At 44.4% G+C, this 20,647-nt stretch carries 18 protein-coding genes and 1 pseudogene; 6 read left to right on the top strand and 13 right to left on the bottom strand.

Annotation, left to right across the window (positions count from 1 at the left end):
• Positions 1-163: 163 nt before the first annotated feature.
• The 3 genes and pseudogenes from DESOR_RS18740 to DESOR_RS29020 all read right to left on the bottom strand — a co-directional run bounded on the left by DESOR_RS18740 (position 164) and on the right by DESOR_RS29020 (position 1,563).
• Positions 164-982, bottom strand: coding sequence for a fumarylacetoacetate hydrolase family protein (locus tag DESOR_RS18740; RefSeq protein ID WP_014186152.1), 819 nt, complete (start codon positions 980-982; stop codon positions 164-166).
• A gap of 58 nt (positions 983-1,040) precedes the next feature.
• A pseudogene (locus DESOR_RS28280) lies at positions 1,041-1,175 on the bottom strand (cell wall-binding repeat-containing protein); the annotation flags it as partial.
• 43 nt (positions 1,176-1,218) lie between these two features.
• Positions 1,219-1,563 carry a hypothetical protein gene (locus DESOR_RS29020; RefSeq protein WP_042331413.1) on the bottom strand — a complete coding sequence of 115 codons (345 nt, stop codon included), beginning with the start codon at positions 1,561-1,563 and terminating at the stop codon, positions 1,219-1,221.
• Between DESOR_RS29020 and DESOR_RS30860 the strand changes: the two genes are divergently transcribed.
• Together DESOR_RS30860 and DESOR_RS18750 are read left to right on the top strand one after the other, a co-directional pair.
• A complete protein-coding gene (locus DESOR_RS30860) occupies positions 1,497-1,637 on the top strand; it encodes a helix-turn-helix domain-containing protein (RefSeq protein WP_148265297.1) in 141 nt (46 codons plus the stop codon). The two genes, DESOR_RS29020 and DESOR_RS30860, sit on opposite strands and share 67 nt — an antisense overlap.
• An 86-nt stretch (positions 1,638-1,723) precedes the next feature.
• Entirely contained in the window at positions 1,724-2,545 is an 822-nt protein-coding gene (locus DESOR_RS18750; protein ID WP_014186154.1) for a DNA-formamidopyrimidine glycosylase family protein, read from the top strand.
• Positions 2,546-2,651: 106 nt separating this feature from the next.
• Here DESOR_RS18750 and DESOR_RS18755 read toward each other — a convergent pair whose 3' ends face one another.
• The 3 genes from DESOR_RS18755 to DESOR_RS18765 form a co-directional block, all read right to left on the bottom strand.
• Positions 2,652-3,488: a DUF364 domain-containing protein gene (locus DESOR_RS18755; protein WP_014186155.1), complete on the bottom strand. Its 837-nt coding sequence runs from the start codon at positions 3,486-3,488 to the stop codon at positions 2,652-2,654.
• Between the two features lie 67 nt (positions 3,489-3,555).
• Positions 3,556-4,584 carry an ATP-binding cassette domain-containing protein gene (locus tag DESOR_RS18760; RefSeq protein ID WP_014186156.1) on the bottom strand — a complete coding sequence of 343 codons (1,029 nt, stop codon included), beginning with the start codon at positions 4,582-4,584 and terminating at the stop codon, positions 3,556-3,558.
• A complete protein-coding gene (locus tag DESOR_RS18765) occupies positions 4,581-5,273 on the bottom strand; it encodes a GTP-binding protein (protein WP_014186157.1) in 693 nt (230 codons plus the stop codon). Before DESOR_RS18765 ends, DESOR_RS18760 begins: the two co-directional genes overlap by 4 nt.
• 302 nt (positions 5,274-5,575) lie before the next feature.
• Between DESOR_RS18765 and DESOR_RS18770 the strand changes: the two genes are divergently transcribed.
• From DESOR_RS18770 to DESOR_RS18785, 4 genes are all read left to right on the top strand, one after another.
• On the top strand, positions 5,576-6,589 hold the full coding sequence (locus DESOR_RS18770; RefSeq protein ID WP_014186159.1) for a FecCD family ABC transporter permease: 1,014 nt from the start codon (positions 5,576-5,578) through the stop codon (positions 6,587-6,589).
• Positions 6,586-7,392, top strand: a complete 807-nt coding sequence (locus DESOR_RS18775; RefSeq protein WP_014186160.1) for an ABC transporter ATP-binding protein — start codon at positions 6,586-6,588, stop codon at positions 7,390-7,392. The genes DESOR_RS18770 and DESOR_RS18775 overlap by 4 nt, the downstream gene beginning before the upstream one ends.
• A gap of 48 nt (positions 7,393-7,440) precedes the next feature.
• Positions 7,441-8,550, top strand: a complete 1,110-nt coding sequence (locus tag DESOR_RS18780; protein WP_014186161.1) for an ABC transporter substrate-binding protein — start codon at positions 7,441-7,443, stop codon at positions 8,548-8,550.
• 478 nt (positions 8,551-9,028) lie between these two features.
• Positions 9,029-11,695: a PAS domain S-box protein gene (locus tag DESOR_RS18785; RefSeq protein WP_169315201.1), complete on the top strand. Its 2,667-nt coding sequence runs from the start codon at positions 9,029-9,031 to the stop codon at positions 11,693-11,695.
• Between the two features lie 70 nt (positions 11,696-11,765).
• Here DESOR_RS18785 and DESOR_RS18790 read toward each other — a convergent pair whose 3' ends face one another.
• From DESOR_RS18790 to DESOR_RS18820, 7 genes are all read right to left on the bottom strand, one after another.
• A complete protein-coding gene (locus tag DESOR_RS18790; RefSeq protein WP_014186163.1) occupies positions 11,766-12,488 on the bottom strand; it encodes a CPBP family intramembrane glutamic endopeptidase in 723 nt (240 codons plus the stop codon).
• A gap of 295 nt (positions 12,489-12,783) precedes the next feature.
• Complete coding sequence (locus tag DESOR_RS18795; RefSeq protein ID WP_014186164.1) at positions 12,784-14,112, bottom strand: acetyl-CoA hydrolase/transferase family protein; 1,329 nt, start codon at positions 14,110-14,112, stop codon at positions 12,784-12,786.
• A 143-nt stretch (positions 14,113-14,255) separates the two neighbouring features.
• Complete coding sequence (locus DESOR_RS18800) at positions 14,256-15,434, bottom strand: acetyl-CoA C-acetyltransferase (RefSeq protein WP_014186165.1); 1,179 nt, start codon at positions 15,432-15,434, stop codon at positions 14,256-14,258.
• Positions 15,435-15,543: 109 nt separating this feature from the next.
• On the bottom strand, positions 15,544-16,683 hold the full coding sequence (locus DESOR_RS18805; RefSeq protein ID WP_014186166.1) for an acyl-CoA dehydrogenase: 1,140 nt from the start codon (positions 16,681-16,683) through the stop codon (positions 15,544-15,546).
• A 111-nt stretch (positions 16,684-16,794) separates the two neighbouring features.
• On the bottom strand, positions 16,795-17,577 hold the full coding sequence (locus tag DESOR_RS18810) for a short-chain-enoyl-CoA hydratase (RefSeq protein WP_014186167.1): 783 nt from the start codon (positions 17,575-17,577) through the stop codon (positions 16,795-16,797).
• A gap of 23 nt (positions 17,578-17,600) precedes the next feature.
• Entirely contained in the window at positions 17,601-18,446 is an 846-nt protein-coding gene (locus DESOR_RS18815; RefSeq protein ID WP_014186168.1) for a 3-hydroxybutyryl-CoA dehydrogenase, read from the bottom strand.
• 364 nt (positions 18,447-18,810) lie between these two features.
• Positions 18,811-20,544, bottom strand: coding sequence for a sigma-54-dependent Fis family transcriptional regulator (locus DESOR_RS18820; protein WP_014186169.1), 1,734 nt, complete (start codon positions 20,542-20,544; stop codon positions 18,811-18,813).
• Positions 20,545-20,647: the final 103 nt, after the last annotated feature.

The raw sequence follows: 20,647 nt of genomic DNA on the forward strand, positions 1-20,647 counted from the left end.
TCCTCACACGATAGTATCTCATTAGTATGGTATGTTCAGTGACGTAGAAACTTTACTAGATTCAGAACAAGAATTCTACATTATTGTACATAACAAAAAATAATGGTGGCAAGATATTCGATTTAATATCTGCCACCTCAACAATTGACAACAAATTAGATATTTATAGGGAGTACATAATATGCTCCTTATTTCTTGGCGGCATGCTCCAGCCTTCCTTGCACTCTACACATTGATTTGTAAGCTTCCCAATCTCGGAGATCTCGATCTCGACTTTGTCACCTACGTTTAATGTCTTACCGTAACCTCCGGGCGTTCCCGTCAAAATAATATCTCCTGGAAGTAAGGTTGTGATATGAGATATAAAGCTGACCAGATATTCGATACCGAATATTAAATCACAGGTATTTCCTTCTTGTTTTTGCTCACCATTTAAATAGGAAGTAATGGTTAAGTTTTGAGGATCAATGCCGCTGACTATCCAAGGTCCTAAAGGCAGGCATGTGTCAAAAGACTTGGAACGACCCCAGAGTCCGTCAGACTTCTGAAGATCCTTTGCCGTGACATCATTGGCTATAGTATATCCCCAGATATACTGATAGACTTCTTTTTCCGGGACAAAATGAGCTTCTTTCCCGATTACTATGGCCAATTCTGCTTCAAAGTTCAGATGATCTGTCATCGGCCATTTTACAATATTCTCTCCGTTGGCAATAAGGCTTGTGAATGGCTTTAGAAAAAGTAACGGCTCCACCGGCCATTTAGCTCCCGGCTCAAGGATTGTGTCCTTATAATTAAGACCGACACAGACAGCTTTCGTAGGGTTACAAGGGGCCAATAGCTTAAGCAAGGAAAGTTCATGCGTTATTCCGGGCTTTTTAAAATTGGGGAATTCCTCACCTATAAGTTCTGCAACCTTTTCTCCTTCTACTAACCCGAAGCGTGTATTATTACCATATTTAAAACGAACGTACCGTTCCATCGGCATACCCCCAAATGCAGAATAGGAAAATTAAAAAGGTTATCAGAGACACTTATTCTGCCAGAGCGTCCGGGAAGTTATTGCCGGTGGCTATACAAATATCTTGACTGCCTGAATTGAAGTATTGTGCGATAGCCAGTGAAGTGGCATAGCGGTCGGCACCGCCAATCCTGATGATATTTTCTGCCGCCAATTATCAAGGTAAATTCAATTACCGTAGATCTGTGAAGACCTCATTAAAAATGAGATGGAAACTCTTCTCCCACCCGATATGCTGATGTTTCTCCAATACCGTTGTTCCAAAAACAGGTTTTTGGAACAACAAAAAAAGACGCCGTACCATCAGTGTACGACGTCTTTTCAGTGCAAAGATATCCCCCATCGGGTATTTTTTTCATTACCTGACCTCCGTATCCTAGGTCAGGTGAGTTGCTTTTCATCTTCTGTTCAAGACCTTCACCGTAACCGTCATTGTTTTGTCCGATGAATTCAGAAAAACATTTCTGAACGAAGCATGAGTATTGATTTAGGGCACAGCCCCAGCTATATTTATAGTATAGTTTCTGGAAAAGTGCTGCCATCCATGACAGAATTCTTATACATCTGTCAATACTTCGAAATATCCCCTAGAGACTTTTTGATGAAAGCAGATTGAAACATCCACGAAATTATCAAAGGTCTAAAAAAATGAAGCCAGTAACGTTATGCAGTAGCTAAGATAAAGCGAAGGAGGTGCTGCTCATGCTGGAATTGCCGGAGGCAATCACGGTAGCAAAGCAGCTGAACAAACACATTGCCGGCAAAAAAATACGCCGCGTTCTCCCGCCGTCAAAGGTACATAAATTTTGTTGGTATGCCGGAGATCCGTCAGAGTATGATGCCCAAATGAGCGGGAGTACCGTCCAAGGGGCTGAGGGCTTTGGCATCTATGTGGAAGTAACCTTTGATCATGGTAAACGGCTATGCTTCAATGACGGAGTCAACGCGCGGCTGATAGATTCTGCCGGCGCACCGAAAAATCACCAGCTTTTGATAGAATTTGACGACGGAACGGCTCTTGTTTTCACTGTTGCTATGTATGGCAGCATCATCCTCCATGACGACACTTATGATAACGAATATTATCTTAAGAGCAAGTCGGCCGTTTCCCCCTTTTCACATCAATTTGAACCTTATTTCCGCAAAATGATAACAGAGTGCAAACCAACCCTAAGCGCCAAAGCCTTCCTGGCCACACAGCAGCGTTTTCCCGGTATCGGCAACGGCGTGCTCCAGGACATCCTTTTTGCCGCCGGAATCTATCCGAAACGAAAACTCAGTACGTTCAGCGACTCGGATCAGGACCATCTCCTTACCTCTGTCATTTCAATTTTACGGGATATGACGGACCTGGGCGGACGGGACACGGAAAAAGACATCCTCGGGCAACCCGGCGGATATCGTACAAAACTGTCAAAGAATACCCTCGCCTTGGGATGTCCTCAGTGCGAAGGGCAGCTGGTGAAAGAGACTTACCTGGGAGGGTCCATCTATTATTGTCCCTCCTGTCAGCCACCTTACTAAGGAGTAAATTTAAGGACCGTGGAGAAACCAAAGTTTCAACACGGTCCTTAATCTATATTCAGTGAATAAGCCAGCAGCCCCGGCAGCCGGTCTCTGTTTTTCCGGGTCACAGAAACCCTGAGGGGTTATCTTCAGTAAATCCAGAGTCTTGTTGATAACTATAACAAAATTCATGATCCTGCTGCCTTTCAGCTTTAAAAGCCACCTTTTGCCCTACTCTGAAAATCTTTACCTGTTCTGCCCCGGCCGCCACCCTGAAAGCTTGAGCATTGTCTTTAATGAGAAACCCAGACAGCTCATCAATACCGTAATCAAAAAGCACTGGGGCTAAGGGGGTAGCGGGCCCCACCATGCAGACCCGGGCAGCATTTCTCGTCAGTTCCAGAAGCCTTGGTAAAGTTTTATCCACCAGGGCCGTGCAGGTAAGATAGGCATAATCAGCTTCGGGCAGCAAGTACTCACAGGCCGGCATCGGGTAGTCCCCCTCTAAGGGGTCCCATTCAATAATGGAAAAGTCACAGACCGGTTCCAGCAAATTCTCCAGGTAAGGAAAATGCCCCACTACCACAACCTTTTTTCCCTTAACCGCGTTCTGAGACATAATAAAGGGATCATAACGCCGGTCTTCCACGCGCCGTGCATCGGAAAATTCCACACCGTTGGCTCTGGCCACCTGAGGATTGTTATAGTAAGCGTTCAGGGCTGCGGCGCCCAGAGCAGCCTCCATTAGGTTCCATGATTTCACACAGGCTGCCACCTCCCGCAGGGGCGCGCCCAAGAGGTTTTTGTTGAACATGGGCATCCGCTGATCATAAGGCCGTCCCGCAGACACCCCGGAACCGTCTCCGCTGCGGACATAGGTATAGTGGTACCCGCAAACCAGCTCATCTACCCGATAATCTTCAGGTATCCCTCCAATTAGGGCATCATATAACTCCCACACCTTAATCCCTCCTTTGTTTTTTGTGCATATATTCCAGCTCACAAATGACTTCCCCGCTAAATCATTATCAGCTAGGCTCTTTCAAATCCCTCATACTAATCACTTCCCCGGCCCGCAGCGCTGTGCGCAGCCTTTGCATCGTATTATCCAGGTTTTCAATGATCCCCAAACTCTCCTTCTCTGCCTCGGAAATCTCAATGACTTTGGCGATTCCCCCATTTCGAATGACAATCCGCTTGTCAGCGCTCAGGGCCAAAAGGGGATCATGAGTAGAAACAAAAATAATCTTTTCCCTTTTGGCCAGGAGCGCTATAGCCTGCCTCCGGTTAATCCCGGCATTTTCGATTTCATCAATCAGGATGATGGGAGAGTCACTCATAAAGGCAGTATCAGCGATCATCAGGGCCCGGGACTGCCCTCCGCTGAGCTGAGTTACCAAGGTGCTTTCAGAGAATTTTTCCCCGGCCAACTCATTGGCACACTGAAAACAGGTTGCCGTCACTTCCCCCACATTGGGAGTCAGCCGGCACTTGGCATGCATTTCCAGAAATTCACGAACAGTCAAATCCATGACAAAATTCATATTTTGGGAAAGCTGGGCGACCAGTTTCCCCTCCATTTCGAAGCGCTGCAGGTCATCCAGTTCCGCCCCGTTGACTAAAATTCTCCTGCCCGTAAGAGTATCCCCCTGGGCCAGGCACTCGATGTCATTGAGCAGCCGGCTTTTCCCCGATCCCGTGGGCCCGACAATGCTGATGATTTCCCCGGCGGAAATAGTCAGACTGACAGATTCCGGGCACTTGGCTTTATTCCAGCCGCCGGTAATAGTGATAGACTTAACCTCGGCCAAGGGATTCTCTTTGGGGGTAAACTGTTCCAGAAACTCAGCAAAGTTCTTTAAAGCCCCCAACCGGTCTAAGCCGAATTCTGCGAGGGCTTCATCTTCCACCTCCAACAAGGCCTGAGAGAAAGGGAGCTCTTGTTCTAAATTATTTAACCGAAAATTAGCCAGGAAGTCCCAGCCGATAGGGTACTCCCTCAAGACCTCTGCCAGAGGTTTGCTATCCAGAATCCTCATAAAATCTTCTGCCATCATAGCTTTTTAAACTCCATTTTCTTCATCATTCCCATCTGATAAGGCTCTCCTATTTTTATTTCCCCAGTGCAATAAGAACAGATAGCAGCAGGCGTGGTGAAGCGCAGTCTCGTATCCCTGAGGCTTCGGATCTCCCCGGCCTGCTGAAGATATTTCGCCAGAATAAAGGCCCCCTGCCCAGTAATCCCGTTAACAAAAATCACCTTCCCTGCTGAATTCACCTGCCGGATATTAAAGGCAAAGACTTCCCGTTCCGCCTGGGAAACAATATCTCCTTTGGTAACCACCACGATATCCGCGTATTTGAGCATGGGACCTATTTTGCGGGGGGTATTCACTCCGGACAGATTGTCAATCACACAGATGGACAGGATCCCTTTGATATAAGGGGAACAGCGATTGCACAGACCGGCGCTCTCCGTGATGAGCACCTCAAAACCTGACTGAACTCCCCATTGCACTGCATCTTCAATATTGCTTACAAAATAATGATCCGGACATACTTTGCCGGAAAACCCGGTATGCACAGGGATTCCCGCCTCTGCATAGCTGAGATTGTCAAAGGAAGTCAGGCAGTCAAATTTCACAACCCCAATGCTCCCTTGGAGACGATTCATACATTCAATCAGCCTTAGTATCACCGATGTCTTGCCTGAAGATGGCGGACCGGCTACAGTTATCAGTTTCATAACAACCTCCAAACTCTTTCCTTCTACGCCTTATATTCATTTATGTTATGTTATTTTATTACCCATCTTTAATTTAACCATTTATCGTCTCTTTGTCCAGTTTATTTATGTTAGTTTTTATTCGTTGAATTACATTCTTATTTGTTTTTGTTCATTGACAAGACATTCTTCCCCTTGTATAATTTTTAACAAATCAGATAATTCCTCATCTCCTGCCGGTTTTCCCTTCTCCCAAACCAGCGGCTGCATGTAAATTTATCCTGTGTGATGTATAACAGTTTCTTTTAGAAGGCGGTAAGACTATGAGGAAAATAAAACAGAATCAGGCAGTGGTCTGTGGTCTGGGCATTCTGCTTATCATCTCAATCTTCATTTCCATTCGCTTCGGCCGCTACCCTATCCCCAGCAGAGAACTCTTGGGAATTTTGCTTGGCAAATTTAATCACGCCGAGAAATTCTGGCCTGATCAAGTTGAAATCGTGCTGCTCAATATCAGGTTGCCCCGCATCCTTTTAGCTTGTCTGGTCGGCTGCTGCCTATCTGCTGCCGGCGCAGCTTATCAAGGGGTTTTTCAAAACCCGATGGCTGCTCCGGATGTCTTGGGAGCCTCACAGGGGGCAGCCTTTGGAGCTGCTTTGGCGATTCTTTATTACAGCAGCAGTGCTTTTATCACCTTCAGCGCCTTTTTCTTCTCACTTCTGACGGTGGTTTTAGTCTTTCTTATCAGTCAGCGCGCCCGGGGAAAAAACCTTCTGGCTTTAGTTCTCTCGGGAATCATGATCAGCTCCCTCTTTTCGGCTGGTACCTCGTTTATCAAATTAGTGGCCGATCCCACGGACCAGCTTCCCGCCATCACTTACTGGCTGATGGGAAGCCTGGCAGGAGCAAAGATCAGCGACATTCTATTCTCCATCATCCCCATGAGCCTCGGGCTCATCCCTTTGCTCCTCTTGCGCTGGCGCCTGAATGTTCTTACCTTAGGGGACGATGAAGCCAAGACCATAGGGGTCAATGCCCAAAGAATCCGCCTGCTGGTCATCATCTGCGCCACTTTTGTCACGGCAGCCAGTGTATCCGTAAGCGGCATGATCGGCTGGGTAGGCCTGATCATCCCCCATTTGGCGAGAAAGCTGGTAGGAAACAATTTCAATCATCTTATGCCCGCATCCATGCTGCTCGGGGCAATTTTTCTCTTGTTTGTAGATAATTTCTCAAGAAATCTATTTACAACGGAAATCCCCCTGGGCATACTCACTGCTTTTATCGGAGCACCCTTTTTCATCTACTTAATTACCCGAAAGGGGGAAAGTTTTTGAGTATTGAGGTTGCTGATCTGAGTTTCAGCTATGGGGACCGGCTTATTCTCGATGGGATCAGCTTTGTAGCCAAGGATAAGGAACTTTTATCCATCCTGGGGCCGAATGGTACAGGGAAAAGCACCCTCTTTCTCTGTATACTCGGCCTGCTCAGCAAGTATAAAGGAAAGGCACTTTTAAACGGCAGAGACATTCGTGATTTAGGGATCAGGGAAATCGCTAAGGTCATCGCCTATATTCCCCAATCCCACTACCCTTCCTTTAACTATACGGTCTTTGATATGGTTCTCATGGGCACCACCGTTCAGTTATCCCCTCTTTCCAGCCCCGGCGCCAAACAGCGCAAACTTGCAGAGTCTGCTTTGGAACGCCTGGGTATTTCTCATTTAAAAGAGCGGGGCTACACCCAGATCAGCGGCGGGGAACGGCAGCTGGTTTTAATGGCCCGAGCCCTGGTTCAGGAAGCCCATATCCTGATCCTGGATGAACCTACTGCCAACCTGGACTTCGGCAACCAGATCCGGGTTCTCAACCAAATCAGATCTTTGACCAAGGAAGGGTATACCATTATTCAATCCACTCATAATCCGGATCAAACCTTTTTATTTTCGGACAGAGTCATGGCTATGAAGGATGGCAAAGTACTGGCTCTGGGTACCCCCTGCCAGGTGTTTAGTCAAGAGCTGATTCAACAGCTTTATGGGATTGACGTTGAGCTGCAGAGCCTCTACGGCGACAAAGCCCGAGTCTGCATTCCGAAGAGCATTATCGAAGCTGACTCCCCGCAGCGCTTTTGCTCTTAAAACAAATCCATATATTTAGCCAAAACTACATATTAAGGAGGACCTTCTATGAAAAAGAAATTTTTCGCAGTTCTCATCGTTCTTTGCCTGGCTCTGACCATGACCACAGCCTGCGGCAAACTCACCGGCGGACCCAGCCAGCCTGCTTCTGCCCCCGCCAACAACGCTGAGGACGACAACGCCACCGTCAGTTTTACGGATTCAGCCGGGCGGGTTGTTGAAATCCCCAAAAATATTACCCGCATTGCCCCTTCCGGCTCCATGGCTCAAATCGTCCTCTTCGCCCTGGCCCCGGATATGTTTGTGGGCCTTTCCTCGAAATGGGCTCCGGCAGCCGAGGAATATCTCGATACCAAATACTACAACCTTCCCGTTCTGGGCCAGCTCTACGGAAGTTCTGATCTGAACCTTGAGGAACTAGCCAAAGTTAACCCCCAGCTAATCATTGACGTGGGTGAGCCCAAATCCACCATCGTGGAAGATATGGACGGGCTTTCAAAGCAAGTGGGTATCCCCGCCGTTCATATCACCGCCACAACCGAAACCATGGGTGATGCCTACCGGATGCTGGGCAAGCTGCTGGGCCGGGAAAAAGAAGCTGAAGTCCTCGCCCAGTACAGCGAAGAAATTAAGCAGAATACCGATGAGATCATGAAAAAGGTCGGGGAAAACGGCAAAGCGAATCTCCTCTATTGTCTGGGTGACAATGGGCTTAATGTCCTGGCCAAAGGCTCATTCCACGCCGAAATCCTTGATCAGATCAGCAACAATGTGGCCGTGGTCAAAGACATCTCCAGCAAGGGCAGCGGCAATCCGGTGGATCTGGAACAAATCCTCCTCTGGAACCCGGATGTGATTGTCTTTGCGCCTGACAGCATTTACAGCACCGTCGGCCAAGATAGGTCCTGGCAGGAAATAAAGGCTATCAAGAATGGCAGATATTATGAGGTACCCCTAGGCCCATATAACTGGATGGGCTTCCCTCCTTCTGTCAACCGCTATATGGGTATGATCTGGATTACCCAGCTGCTCTATCCCGAACAGGCCCACTATGATCTCTACAAAGAGACCGCTCGTTATTACGACTTATTCTATCACTGCAAATTGACGGAAGCTCAATACAAAGCTTTAGTGGCTAATTCCATTTTGCGCTCCTGAAAATAATGAATTAATCATAAGACTATGACAAAGTGCGCTCCCAGCTCCTGGAAGCGCACTTTGTCATTATGAGTATTTTCCAAGGCTAATCCATTTGTACTAGCAATTTACTGTTATCACCCTCTGCAGCCTAATTTTTCTAATTTCCAATGACTTTCTGCTCTAGTGACTTCCAGGGCTGATACACCATAATACCAAGCAAAAAAGCACACACCATGATCAAGGTAGCAATTAAAAGAGTATTATGTATTCCGCCGACGATATTCTCGGGGCTTGCGGCGGTCACTGAATTAGTTTGTATGAAAATATAGAATCAGCGAATCAGGTTTTCCAATACCTTCATTCATAATGACGAACATTTAGTCCAAAGATCAAAAGACGTGTTCTCTACAAATCATTGTTTTTTACGACAAAATAATATGACAAATTTTTAACAAGCCTTGGGGGTACAATTAAAATAAATCCCATACTTTGCATAATGGAGGTAATTATTTTGTATCACGCCTTTGCAACCAACGTTATAGATTTGTTATTTTTAGGCTGTGTCTCCATTTGGATGGACTTATCTTTGAACAAGAAATATTCCCGTTATATAATGGGTTTTTTATTCGGCTTTATCACTATATTTTTAATGCATGGTCACATTATTGTTGGTGAAGGCCGTTTTTTCGATTTTCGCCATATCTCCCTTACGATGGCAGGTTTTATCGGCGGCCCAAGTACAGCTGTAATTGCAGCATTAATGAGTTTGCTGTACCGGTTTATTGCCGGCGGAAATAGCGCAGTGGGCGGTATAGCAAATATTATCATTTTTGCTTCATTCGGCATTGCCTTGGGTCACTATTTTAAAAACAAGAAAATTTGTAAAAAAGCTTGGTTCCTACTTCTAATAGGAATGATTATGAGTTGTATTTTACTATGTATTCTTGAGTTTATCTCCCCATGGCTGTTGAATCCCAACATACCGGTTAGCGGAACCGTCATATGGCTTTTTTTAATCACCACTCCATTATTAGTTTTGTTTATCTTTAAATTGTATTTTTGGACTTACGATTACTTAAGCAAAGCACTCATCCTGGATACCATAATTAACAAAAGTTCAATCAACTTAATAATTTTTAATGACCGAAGCCCCATTCTTTACAGCGATGCAATAAAAAAGCAATGCCACTCGCATCCTTTTAGTGACCCTGCTAAAATTCATTCCCATAGAGAATTTGCAACAAAAGACGGAAGACACTATATCACTGATTTGTCCACCTTTCAGATGCCGAGCGGCGAAAATGCCTGTGCTGCAATTTTTTACGATATAACGGATCACAAACAGGACCAAGAGCAGCTCAGGGTAGCAACGGATCGATTTAAAAAAGCCTTTCAGCTGGGTCCACATATGATGTCCATCATACGTAAATCCGACTTAACCTATATAGATGTCAATGATCGTTTCCTCAAAGAAAGAGATTTTCGCCGTGAAGACATAATAGGTAAAACACCCATCGAGATAGGTGTTCCTGAAAGCCAATTCTATGAGATCATTAAATCCATTGAGCTGCAAGGATCGGTTCGAAACATAGAATGCTCGACAATTACAAAACTTGGCTTCAAAAAAACGATAATCATTTCAGCTGAAACGATTCAAATCGACGGTCAAGAATGCATCTTATTTGCCTATAATAACGTTACTGAAATGAAACGCTTGCAAACAGAAAAGCTTGAGCAGCTTCAGAAGTATTTAATATTAGAGGCTGACCTTTCCAGAAGTAATCAACTAATAGCCGGGATTATCAATAGTATGCCCGACAGTTTTTATGTGTTAGATGATCAAGACAGGTTTATTTATATCAATAATCAAGCCGAAGAGCTACTACAAAAATCACGTGAAACCCTCCTGGGGCAAGTATGTTGGGATCACTTTCCTCAAGTAAGAGGAACTTTACTGGAATGTTATTATAATAGAGCAAAGAATGATGGCTTATCCTTTACATTGGAATATGAAAGCATTTTACTCCAAGACAAATGGTATCAGATTACCGGATACCCTTCCCAATTTGGCATATCGGTCTACTACCAGGATCTTACAGAACAAAAATTAGCATGTGAAAAATTAAGCAAATCGAAAGAAGAAACCATATCCGTTCTTGAAAGTATGACTGACAGTTTTTTTTCAATTAATGAGGATTGGCAGTTTACTTATATAAATTGTTCCGCTGAAAAAGCCTTTGGTAAATCTCGCGAGGAATTGTTAGGCAAAAAACTGACAGACGAATTTAAGCTCCATGAGACCTCGCTCCTTAACTATCAAACAGCGATGGACGAAAATAGATCCTTTACTTATGAAATTATTTCAGAAATGTTAGGCAACAAATGGGTAGAAATAAAACTCTATCCAATAGAAAATGGACTTTCCATCTACTTTCAAGATATTTCAAGCCGCAAAAAATCCGAAGAAGAAATGGCTAGACTTGACCGTCTTAACCTTGTAGGACAATTAGCTGCAGGTATAGGACATGAAATCAGAAATCCGCTGACAACAATTCGTGGCTATCTCCAATTGATAGGTGATAAACCTGATTACGCAATTCTGAAGCCAACTTTCGACCTAATGATTTCCGAAGTTGATCGTGCAAATTCCATCATTACAGAATTCCTTTCCCTGGCTCAAACCAAAAAAACCGAACTGAAGCTTCAAAACCTTAATGACATTCTTGATCAGTTATACCCTCTTCTCCAGGCCGATGCGTTATCTCAAAATAAACAGCTTCGCTTTATTCTGGGATATATCCCCACTCTTGAATTGAATGCCAAAGAAATCACTCAGCTTATTCTAAATCTAACCCGCAATGGGTTCGAGGCAATGGCGGAAAGAGGCTGCCTGACTATTGAAAGCTATTTGCAGGATGGTAAAGTAGTTCTGGCAATTGATGATGAAGGATGCGGTATTCCACCTGAAAACAGCATAAAAATCGGTACCCCTTTCTTTACCACTAAAGATACTGGTACCGGTTTAGGTCTAGCTACATGCTACAGAATTGTGGAAGCACATGGAGCCAAGATCTGCGTCGATTCCAGCTCCAGTGGTACAACTTTCTATATTTCTTTTCCCATCCCGGATAAGGAACAGAATGCTAACCACATGATCGCCTAACCTGACAGGTTTTTTCAAATTATCTCATCAACTCTTCCTTGTCAGTGATAAGCCTGAGGCATTCTATTGCTTAATACCGCTGTATCCAGAGGGCAAGAGCCATAAGAACGTTCCATGTCCCATGAGCTACAATGGAGGGCCAAATACTCGAAGAACGTTCATATAACCACGTTAAGACAATTCCCCCGATCAATAAGGGCAGGAAGCGAATGATTTCCAAATGCAGAGCAGCAAAAAAAAGTCCTGTCAGCAGAATTCCTTTACCCCTGCCAAATGATTTGCGCAAGGTTGGATAGATGACACCGCGAAAAAACATTTCTTCTTTAATAGGAGCAACAACACCCCCTAAGAAAATTAGGAGGATAAATTCCCATGGATAGTTTGCTCCAATCACAGCCAGAGCGAAACTCTGGTATGGTGGGGTTCCAAATAGTTTGGTTAAAAAGCTTCCCAAAAGCCCGACTCCGACGAATAAGCCTACACCTACGATAAACCCTAATATAATAAATCCCCGGGATGCTTTAACAAAACCTAAGTCTGAAAAGGGTCTGCGGATAAGTCTAAAAAAAATCATAATAATGCCAAAGTAAAGCAGGACATCTCCCAAACCTACCTTGACAAAGTTTAAAATTCCGAGAACAGTATCTAAATCCTCAGGGCTTTCTAACCAGCCCAAGGGAAACTCAATGAGTGTTATGATGGCAACGATCAGCAGTCCTTGCCATATATTCCAAACCGGTTTGCGCGGTGGTACCTTCCCAATGGGTTTTGATATTGGTTTTGTTTTTTTCATTCCTATCATCCTTTGATGTCATTCCACGTCCTCAATCTAAATAATTAACGAAAATGTCGATTGTAATCATTCCATTTTAAATTTTAACGGTTATACCAGGGATTGTCCACCAATACTAAAGTCGTTAAAAAGATAATTAACGGTTTTTTTGTATATATTTCAATATCAAGAAGAGGAAATACTTTATCTTTAAGGATAACAAAAAAGAAGGATCTATCAAAAGACCCTTCTCAACCGTTCAATATTATTCTTAATTTAATCATTGCTTAGGTCAAAGTCTGTTCTTAATTAGAGGCTAAGCTCTTTTCCGCCAGATTTTGAGTTTTTGAGCTTCCTCGATCAATTCATCGCGAAAATCAGGATGAGCAATAGAAATCAATGCTTCGGCGCGCTGCCAGGTTGGCAGACCTTTCAGATTCACCTTCCCGTACTCTGTGACCACATACTGAACTGTAGGACGAGTATCCGTGATAGCAGAGCCATGAGTCATTAAGCCTTTGATGCGGGAGTGGGCCTGCCCATTTTTATCATTATAGGTGGAAGGCAGGCAGATAAAACTTTTACCGTCCTTCGAATTATAAGCTGCTTCTACAAAATCCAATTGACCTCCTGCTCCGCTAATCATATTAGCCCCGGCAGATTCTGAACAAACCTGACCGGTTAAATCGATTTCTAAAGCACTGTTGATAGAGATCAGCTGGTTGTTTTGGGAAGCGATAAAGGGATGATTGGTGTAATCTACTGGATAGCCCGCTAAGGAAGGATTGTTGTGGAGAAAATCATACATTTTCTGAGTTCCGGCTGCGAAAGCATAGACGATTTTCCCCCGGTCAAGCTGCTTGCGCATTCCCGTAACCTTCCCTGCTTCTACCATATCCACAAAGCCGTCAACGAACATTTCTGTATGGATGCCCAGATCTTTGAGATCTGATGCAGCAATCATTTGCCCCAAGGCATTGGGCATTCCGCCAATACCTAATTGAATACAGGCGCCGTCCGTGATTTCCGGCAGGACAAACTCGGCAATTTGACGGTCAAGATCTGACGCAGGTGCCGACGGCAGGATAGGAAGCCCCCGGTGTCCTCCTTCAACAATATAATCCACTTTGGAAATATGAACCACATGATCATAACCGCCTTGAGTACGCGGCATATCCTCATTAACTTCAACGATGACTGCGCGAGCCCGGTCAATGGCCGCAGCATAGTGAGAAACGGAAACTCCGAAACTGAAATAGCCATGTTCATCCATGGGAGCTACTTGAATTGCCACAACATCCGTCTTGACATTTTCACGCAAATATCTCGGCAACTCCGAATATTTGAGGGGGATATAATAAGCCAATCCTTTTTGTACCAGTTTACGTTCCCGCCCGCCTAAGTGCCAGCTGTTCCAGGTAAAGTGCTCGCCCGTCGGATCACAGTCCATACAAGCCAGCGGAGATATAATGACCCCTCCGCGCAAATTGACATCATGAAGTTCATCTTTACGCTTAGCCAAGGCCTCGTCGAGTAATCCCGGTACACTCGCAGCCCAAGCGAACTCAATCCAGTCCCCGCTGCGAATTATTTTGACAGCTTCATCTGCTGAAACACATTTATTCCGATACTCCTGCTCATACATAGACACATCCCCCTTCAGCTCTTCACCTATTTATTTATCTATAAACCTTTAGATAGTTAACGGTCTTAGCGAAAAGTTAACAACATCTCCGGACAAAGAGATGCAATATGGAAATGTCACCCCAGGTAGTTATGGAGTTTTTTTTAGCGTTCTACTATTAAAGCAACCCCTTGGCCTCCGCCGATGCAAAGAGTTGCCAAACCGCGATGGGCGTTGCTGCGCTTCATTTCATGAAGCAATGTCACGAGAATGCGTGTTCCTGATGCTCCAACAGGATGACCCAAAGCAATAGCACCGCCGTTAACATTGGTCTTCTCCGGATCAAGATTCAAACCTTGAGCAACACTTAATGTTTGTGAAGCAAAGGCTTCGTTAGCCTCTACAACATCTATATCGTCAATGGACAGCCCAGCCTTTTCCAAGGCTTTACGACTGGCTGGAATAGGCCCGGTTCCCATGATCTTGGGATCCACTCCGGCGGAAGCCCATGATTTGATGGTGGCAAGAGGAGTTAAGCCTAATTCCTCTGCCTTCTCTTTAGCCATGACTACGATGGCGGCAGCTCCGTCATTGATACCCGATGCATTGGCAGCTGTAACTGTTCCATCCTTTTTAAAGGCCGGGCGAAGTTTGGCAATCGCTTCGTAAGTTGCTCCAAAACGAGGAAACTCATCTTGAGAAACCACAACAGGATCTCCTTTGCGTTGTGGAATAGATACCGGAACGATTTCTTCATTAAACTTGCCGGCAATAATCGCAGCTTCAGCACGGTTCTGACTTCTTACTGAGTAACGGTCTTGCTCCTCACGGGAAATATTAAACTGTTCGGCAATATTTTCCGCTGTGATTCCCATGTGATAATTGTTAAAGGCATCCGTCAGCCCATCATTAATCATGGAATCAATCACGGTATCATTGCCCATGCGATAGCCCGTGCGCGCCTTTGTAAGTACATAAGGAGCAAGAGACATATTCTCCATACCGCCTGCTACAACAATATCAGCATCTCCTGTCATAATAGCCTGAGCTGCACACACTACGGTTTTGAGTCCCGATCCGCAAACTTTGTTTAGTGTCCAGGAAGGCACTTCCTGAGGAATTCCAGCTTTGATAGACGCCTGCCGAGCCGGATTTTGTCCTAGTCCAGCCTGTAACACGTTACCTAAAATAACTTCATCGACTTGCTCAGGAGTAATCCCCGCTCTATTAATCGCTTCTTTGACAGCAATGGCACCAAGCTCTGCGGCTGGAATTTGGCCTAATGCACCGCAAAAAGAGCCGACGGGAGTACGCACTGCGCTTACAATAACAACGTCCCTCATTGAAAAGTCCTCCTCTTTCTGTGTCTGAAATAATTGGTTTAAATATTTCGAATATTTAGGTTACGATAGCGAAGCGCCCAGATCGACACTTCGCTAAATACTATTATAACTATTTTAAGATGTTCGCCGCAATAACCATACGTTGAACTTCACTGGTTCCTTCATAAATCTCGGTAATTTTGGCGTCACGCATCATGCGCTCTGCAGGATATTCACGCGTATAGCCATATCCACCGTGGAGTTGCACTCCCATGGTGGTTACTGCCATCGCCGTTTCAGAAGCAAACAGTTTGGCCATTGCAGCAGCTTTTCCAACCGGTTTATGCTGAGATGCCAAATAGGCTGCTTGATAAACCAGGAGACGAGCAGCCTCGATTTGAGTGGCCATGTCAGCCAGTTTGAATTGAGTGTTTTGGAATTCAGAAATAGCTTTGCCAAATTGTACTCTTTCTTTGGTATATTTCATTGCTTGTTCATAAGCCCCTTGAGCAATTCCCAAAGCTTGGGAGGCAATGCCGATGCGGCCGTAATCAAGAGTCTGCATAGCAACTTTGAAGCCTTGTCCTTCTTGTCCCAGTAAGTTTTCAGCGGGTACGCGGACATCTTCAAATACTAATTCATAAGTAGCGGATGAACGGATACCCATCTTTTTCTCTTTTTTACCGAAGGAGAAACCGGGCATTCCTTTTTCAATAATAAAGGCTGCAATTCCGCGATTTCCTTTGCTCTTATCCATTTGAGCGGTGACAACATAGGTATCGGCATAATACGCATTAGTAATAAAGATTTTGCTGCCGTTAAGGATGTAGAAATCTCCGTCACGAACCGCAGTTGTCCGAGTGCCGGAAGCGTCCGAACCAGCCATAGGCTCTGTTAAGCCAAATGCCCCCAGTTTCTCACCGGTTGCCAAGGGAACCAGATATTTTTTCTTTTGCTCTTCAGTACCAAACATATTAATGGGGTTGGCACAAAGACTGGCATGAGCAGAGATGGTTACACCCATGGAAGCATCAACGCGGGAGAGTTCTTCAACAGTAATTGCATAAGAGATGTAGTCCGCTCCGACACCGCCGAATTCTTCAGGAAAGGTTACTCCTGCGAGACCGAGTTCGCCGGCTTTTTTCCATAAATCTACAGGAAATTCTTCTTTCTCATCCCGTTCTTCTGATCCAGGAGCACATTCTTTTTCTGCAAAGTCACGAACCATTTTACGCATCATGATATGATCTTCAGTTAAATCAAAAATCATTATATATCAATCCTCTCATTTATGATCTTTTACAGGGCTCGTCTAGCGACTCACCTTTCATTCATCCTTAATATCTTGGATCGACATTAGCAACATAGCTTGTACTATCTTTTACCTGCCTTCAAATACAGGCTTACGCTTTTCCAAGAAAGCACTGCAGCCCTCTGTTTGATCCTGTGTACTAAAGGTTAGGCCGAAAACTTCCGCTTCATAGGCTTGGGCACTGTCTAAATCTAAATTAATCCCCCGCTGAATAGCACTTTTGCTTAATTGGACGGCGGCAGGCGCCCTGTCAGCTATGCGCCGGGCTAGTTTCAAAGCTTCCTCTAACAACGCTTCCGAAGTGTAAACCTTATTGACTAACCCTATCCGATAGGCCTCTTGTGCATCAATAATATCTCCTGTAAAGAGCAACTCGCTGGCAATGCCTGTTCCAACTAAGCGAGGCAAACGTTGAGTGCCGCCAAAGCCGGCGGTAAGTCCCAGGGTAACTTCAGGCTGGCCAAATTTGGCGTTCTCAGCAGCGATACGAATATCACAAGCCATAGCTAATTCACAGCCGCCGCCTAAAGCAAATCCATTAATGGCTGCAATCACGGGCTGAGGCATTAATTCAATTTTCCGAAACACTGCATGGCCTAACTGGGCAAAACGACGTCCCTGCAAAGAATTGAAATCCTTCATTTGCGAGATATCGGCGCCGGCAACAAAGGCTTTGCCTCCGCTGCCTGTCAATACAACCGCTTTAATCGCGGAATCCTGAATCACCGCATCAAGGGCACTGGAAAGTTCTGATAAGGTGTCACTATTCAAGGCATTCAAAGCTTTCGGCCGATTGACAGTCAGAATAGCAACCGAGTCGTTTTTTTCCAGCAAGAGATTAGCGTACTCCATAGTTGGTCCTCCTCATCCTTGGATTAAGCTTCATAGTTGTAGAAACCACGACCGGATTTACGTCCCAGCCAACCCGCTTTTACATATTTGCGAAGCAACGGGCAAGGACGATATTTATCTCCTAATCCTTCATGAAGAACTTCCATAATGGAGAGCACGGTATCCAAACCGATCAAATCCCCTAAGGCTAAGGGACCCATGGGATGATTCATCCCTAATTTCATAACATTGTCAATAGCTTCAACAGAAGCGATTCCTTCATAAAGTGTAAATACAGCTTCGTTAATCATGGGAATCAGAACCCTATTGGCAACGAAGCCCGGAGCATCATTAACTTCAACAGGAGTTTTTCCCATTTTAATGCTCATATCTTCGATGGTAGTATACACTTCATCACTGGTAGCAAGGCCTCGAATAACTTCCACAAGCTTCATCACTGGAACCGGGTTCATAAAGTGCATTCCTATAACCCGATCCGGACGTTTTGTAACGGCTGCGATCTCAGTAATCGGCAAAGAAGATGTATTCGTCGCAAGAATTGTATGTTCCGGACATATGACATCAAGCTGTGAGAAAATCTTGGCTTTGATTTCCATGTTCTCAACAGCTGCTTCTATCACCAAGTCAGCGTTTACTGCATCCTGCAGGGAAACAGATTTAGTAATACGGCCTAAAATGCTGTCTTTTTCCTCTGCCTGAAGCTTACCTTTTTCAACGCTCCGACCGAGATTTTTATCAATAATTCCAAAACCCCTGTTTACGAATTCCTCTTTAATGTCGTTGAGAATAACTGAATAACCTGCTTGTGCAGCAACCTGGGCGATTCCACCACCCATTTGTCCTGCTCCAATGACCATTATTGTCTTCATACTTTTTCCTCCTTTTTTTGTATTACAAGACCTTTTTGGTGATTTGGAATCTCCTGAACAATCTTGCAATTTGTATGCCAAAGAAAATTTTATATGTTCTGATAATTTCGTATTGGCTGAATACCAAGGGGTTCCGTCCTCTTGTCCCGGTCCGGGCAAGAAGTTATAACTTTCGTCGACATGTATACTTTCGTTTACATCAAATTTCATAGACTCTTCGTGCATCTGCGCAATATCTTAAGTAAAGGGACTGTCAACAATAATATACACTTGTCCAAAAGTAGACACATCGGAAGTAAAAATTACTAATAAGTACCTGATTAAACTATTGATGAAAAAATTCACATTTCTTGGAGATAAATAGTTATTTGTGTAATTGGTGCTTAATCAATTTCTTATAGAGTCCTGCCCTTGAGAGTCCTAAAGATTTTGCAGCCTGCACTTTATTTCCATTGGCCGTTTCCAGAGCAATAATCAGGGCATCTCTTTCCACCCCCTTAAGAATGGTTTCTAAGGTCCCTTCAGCGTAGGGACGAATATCGTGATTGGCCAGGATTTGCAGATAGTTCGGCAGATGTTTCAGTTGAATTTCTGTTCCATCAAGCATGTTAAATGCTCTTTCAATAATATTTTCCAGTTCGCGGATATTACCGGGCCAGCGATGTTTCTTGAGAACGGCGTTTGCTTCTTCACTGAGTCCTGTTACGGATTGTGCAAACTGAAGATTAAACTTTTTGATAAAGGTTTTTATAAGATCATCCATATCATCCAAACGTTCACGCAAGGGCGGTATGGTTAAGGTTACAACGTTTAAGCGATAGTATAGGTCTTCGCGGAATTGCTTATCCCGAATCATTCCTTCCAGGTCTCGATTGGTTGCTGCTACCAGCCTAAAATCAACTTTACGAGTTTTGTTGCTGCCTAACCGTTCTACTTCCCGTTCCTGAATGACTCGCAGTAATTTTGCCTGCATACTCATTTCCATATCCCCAATTTCATCCAGGAACAGAGTACCGCCGTCAGCTAATTCAAATTTTCCGATCTTTCCGCCTTTCCGCGCCCCGGTAAAAGCACCTTCATCATAACCAAACATCTCGGATTCAAGTAAATTTTCCGGCACTGCTGCGCAATTCACCTTGATAAAGGGACCTTGACTGCGGGAGCTTTGAGCATGGAGCAATAAAGCAAACAACTCTTTACCGGTACCGCTTTCTCCCCGCAACAGCACTGTTGATCCGGATTTAGCCACTCGAAGAGTAGTTCGTACCAGAGAATTCATAATGGGATTTTTTCCTTTTAAGAGCTCCAGAGCCGAAGAATTGTTTTGTGACAGAGTCTTTTTATAATAATCCAGCTCCAAACGTAAAGAGTCCACCTTTTTGGTCAAGGCATAGAGTTCATTGACATCTTTGAAAACAACCTTTCCTAAAGCACCGACAATTTTACCGTCTTGAATAATCGGCACTCTGCTGGCAATAATTTCATGTCCGTTTAAGTCATGGATATAGCCGTGTACTGGCTGGGCCGTTTCCAGAACTTCTGTAAATTTCGGATTATCATAAACCTCTGTGATGGGTTTTCCAATCATATCCTCAGGATTTTGATCAAAAAAACTTGAGAAGGCCTGATTGGTCATAGTGACAATACCTTGATTATTCACGACAATCAGCCCATCATAGGCTGTATTCAAAACTACCTCGAGAGTACGCTGGAGTTGCTTCGTTTTTTCATGTTCAATTACCAAATTATCCAGGAAATTCTGGAGAATGGTTATGTCTTGAAACACTGCCACAGCTCCCACCAACTTACCTTGAGCATAGATTGGGGTGCGATTACTGAGAAGAACGGTATCACTCAGTTTTAATTGCTGGGCCAGCTCTGCAACTCCCGTTTCGAGAACTCGAAGCATCCCAGTTTCAGGAAAATGGGTGGTAATTGATTGCCCGATCAGATCTTTGACAGGAACTTTCAAGATATCATAGACAGCGTGGTTGGCATAAACAATCGTGCCTTGAGGGTCTACAGCGATAATTGCGTTATTTGTATTATCTAAAATTTCATCGAGAGTAACCGAAAAATTATGTCCCTCCACCAGCATAGGGCAGTCCTCCTGAAATTTTACTCTTAATGGAAGTATTCGACCAAAAAGAAGCAATTCCTCCTTAAAGTCCATCAACATTGAATCCCCGTTAACTTCGAAA

The organism is Desulfosporosinus orientis DSM 765, from assembly GCF_000235605.1.
Classification (GTDB): domain Bacteria; phylum Bacillota; class Desulfitobacteriia; order Desulfitobacteriales; family Desulfitobacteriaceae; genus Desulfosporosinus; species Desulfosporosinus orientis.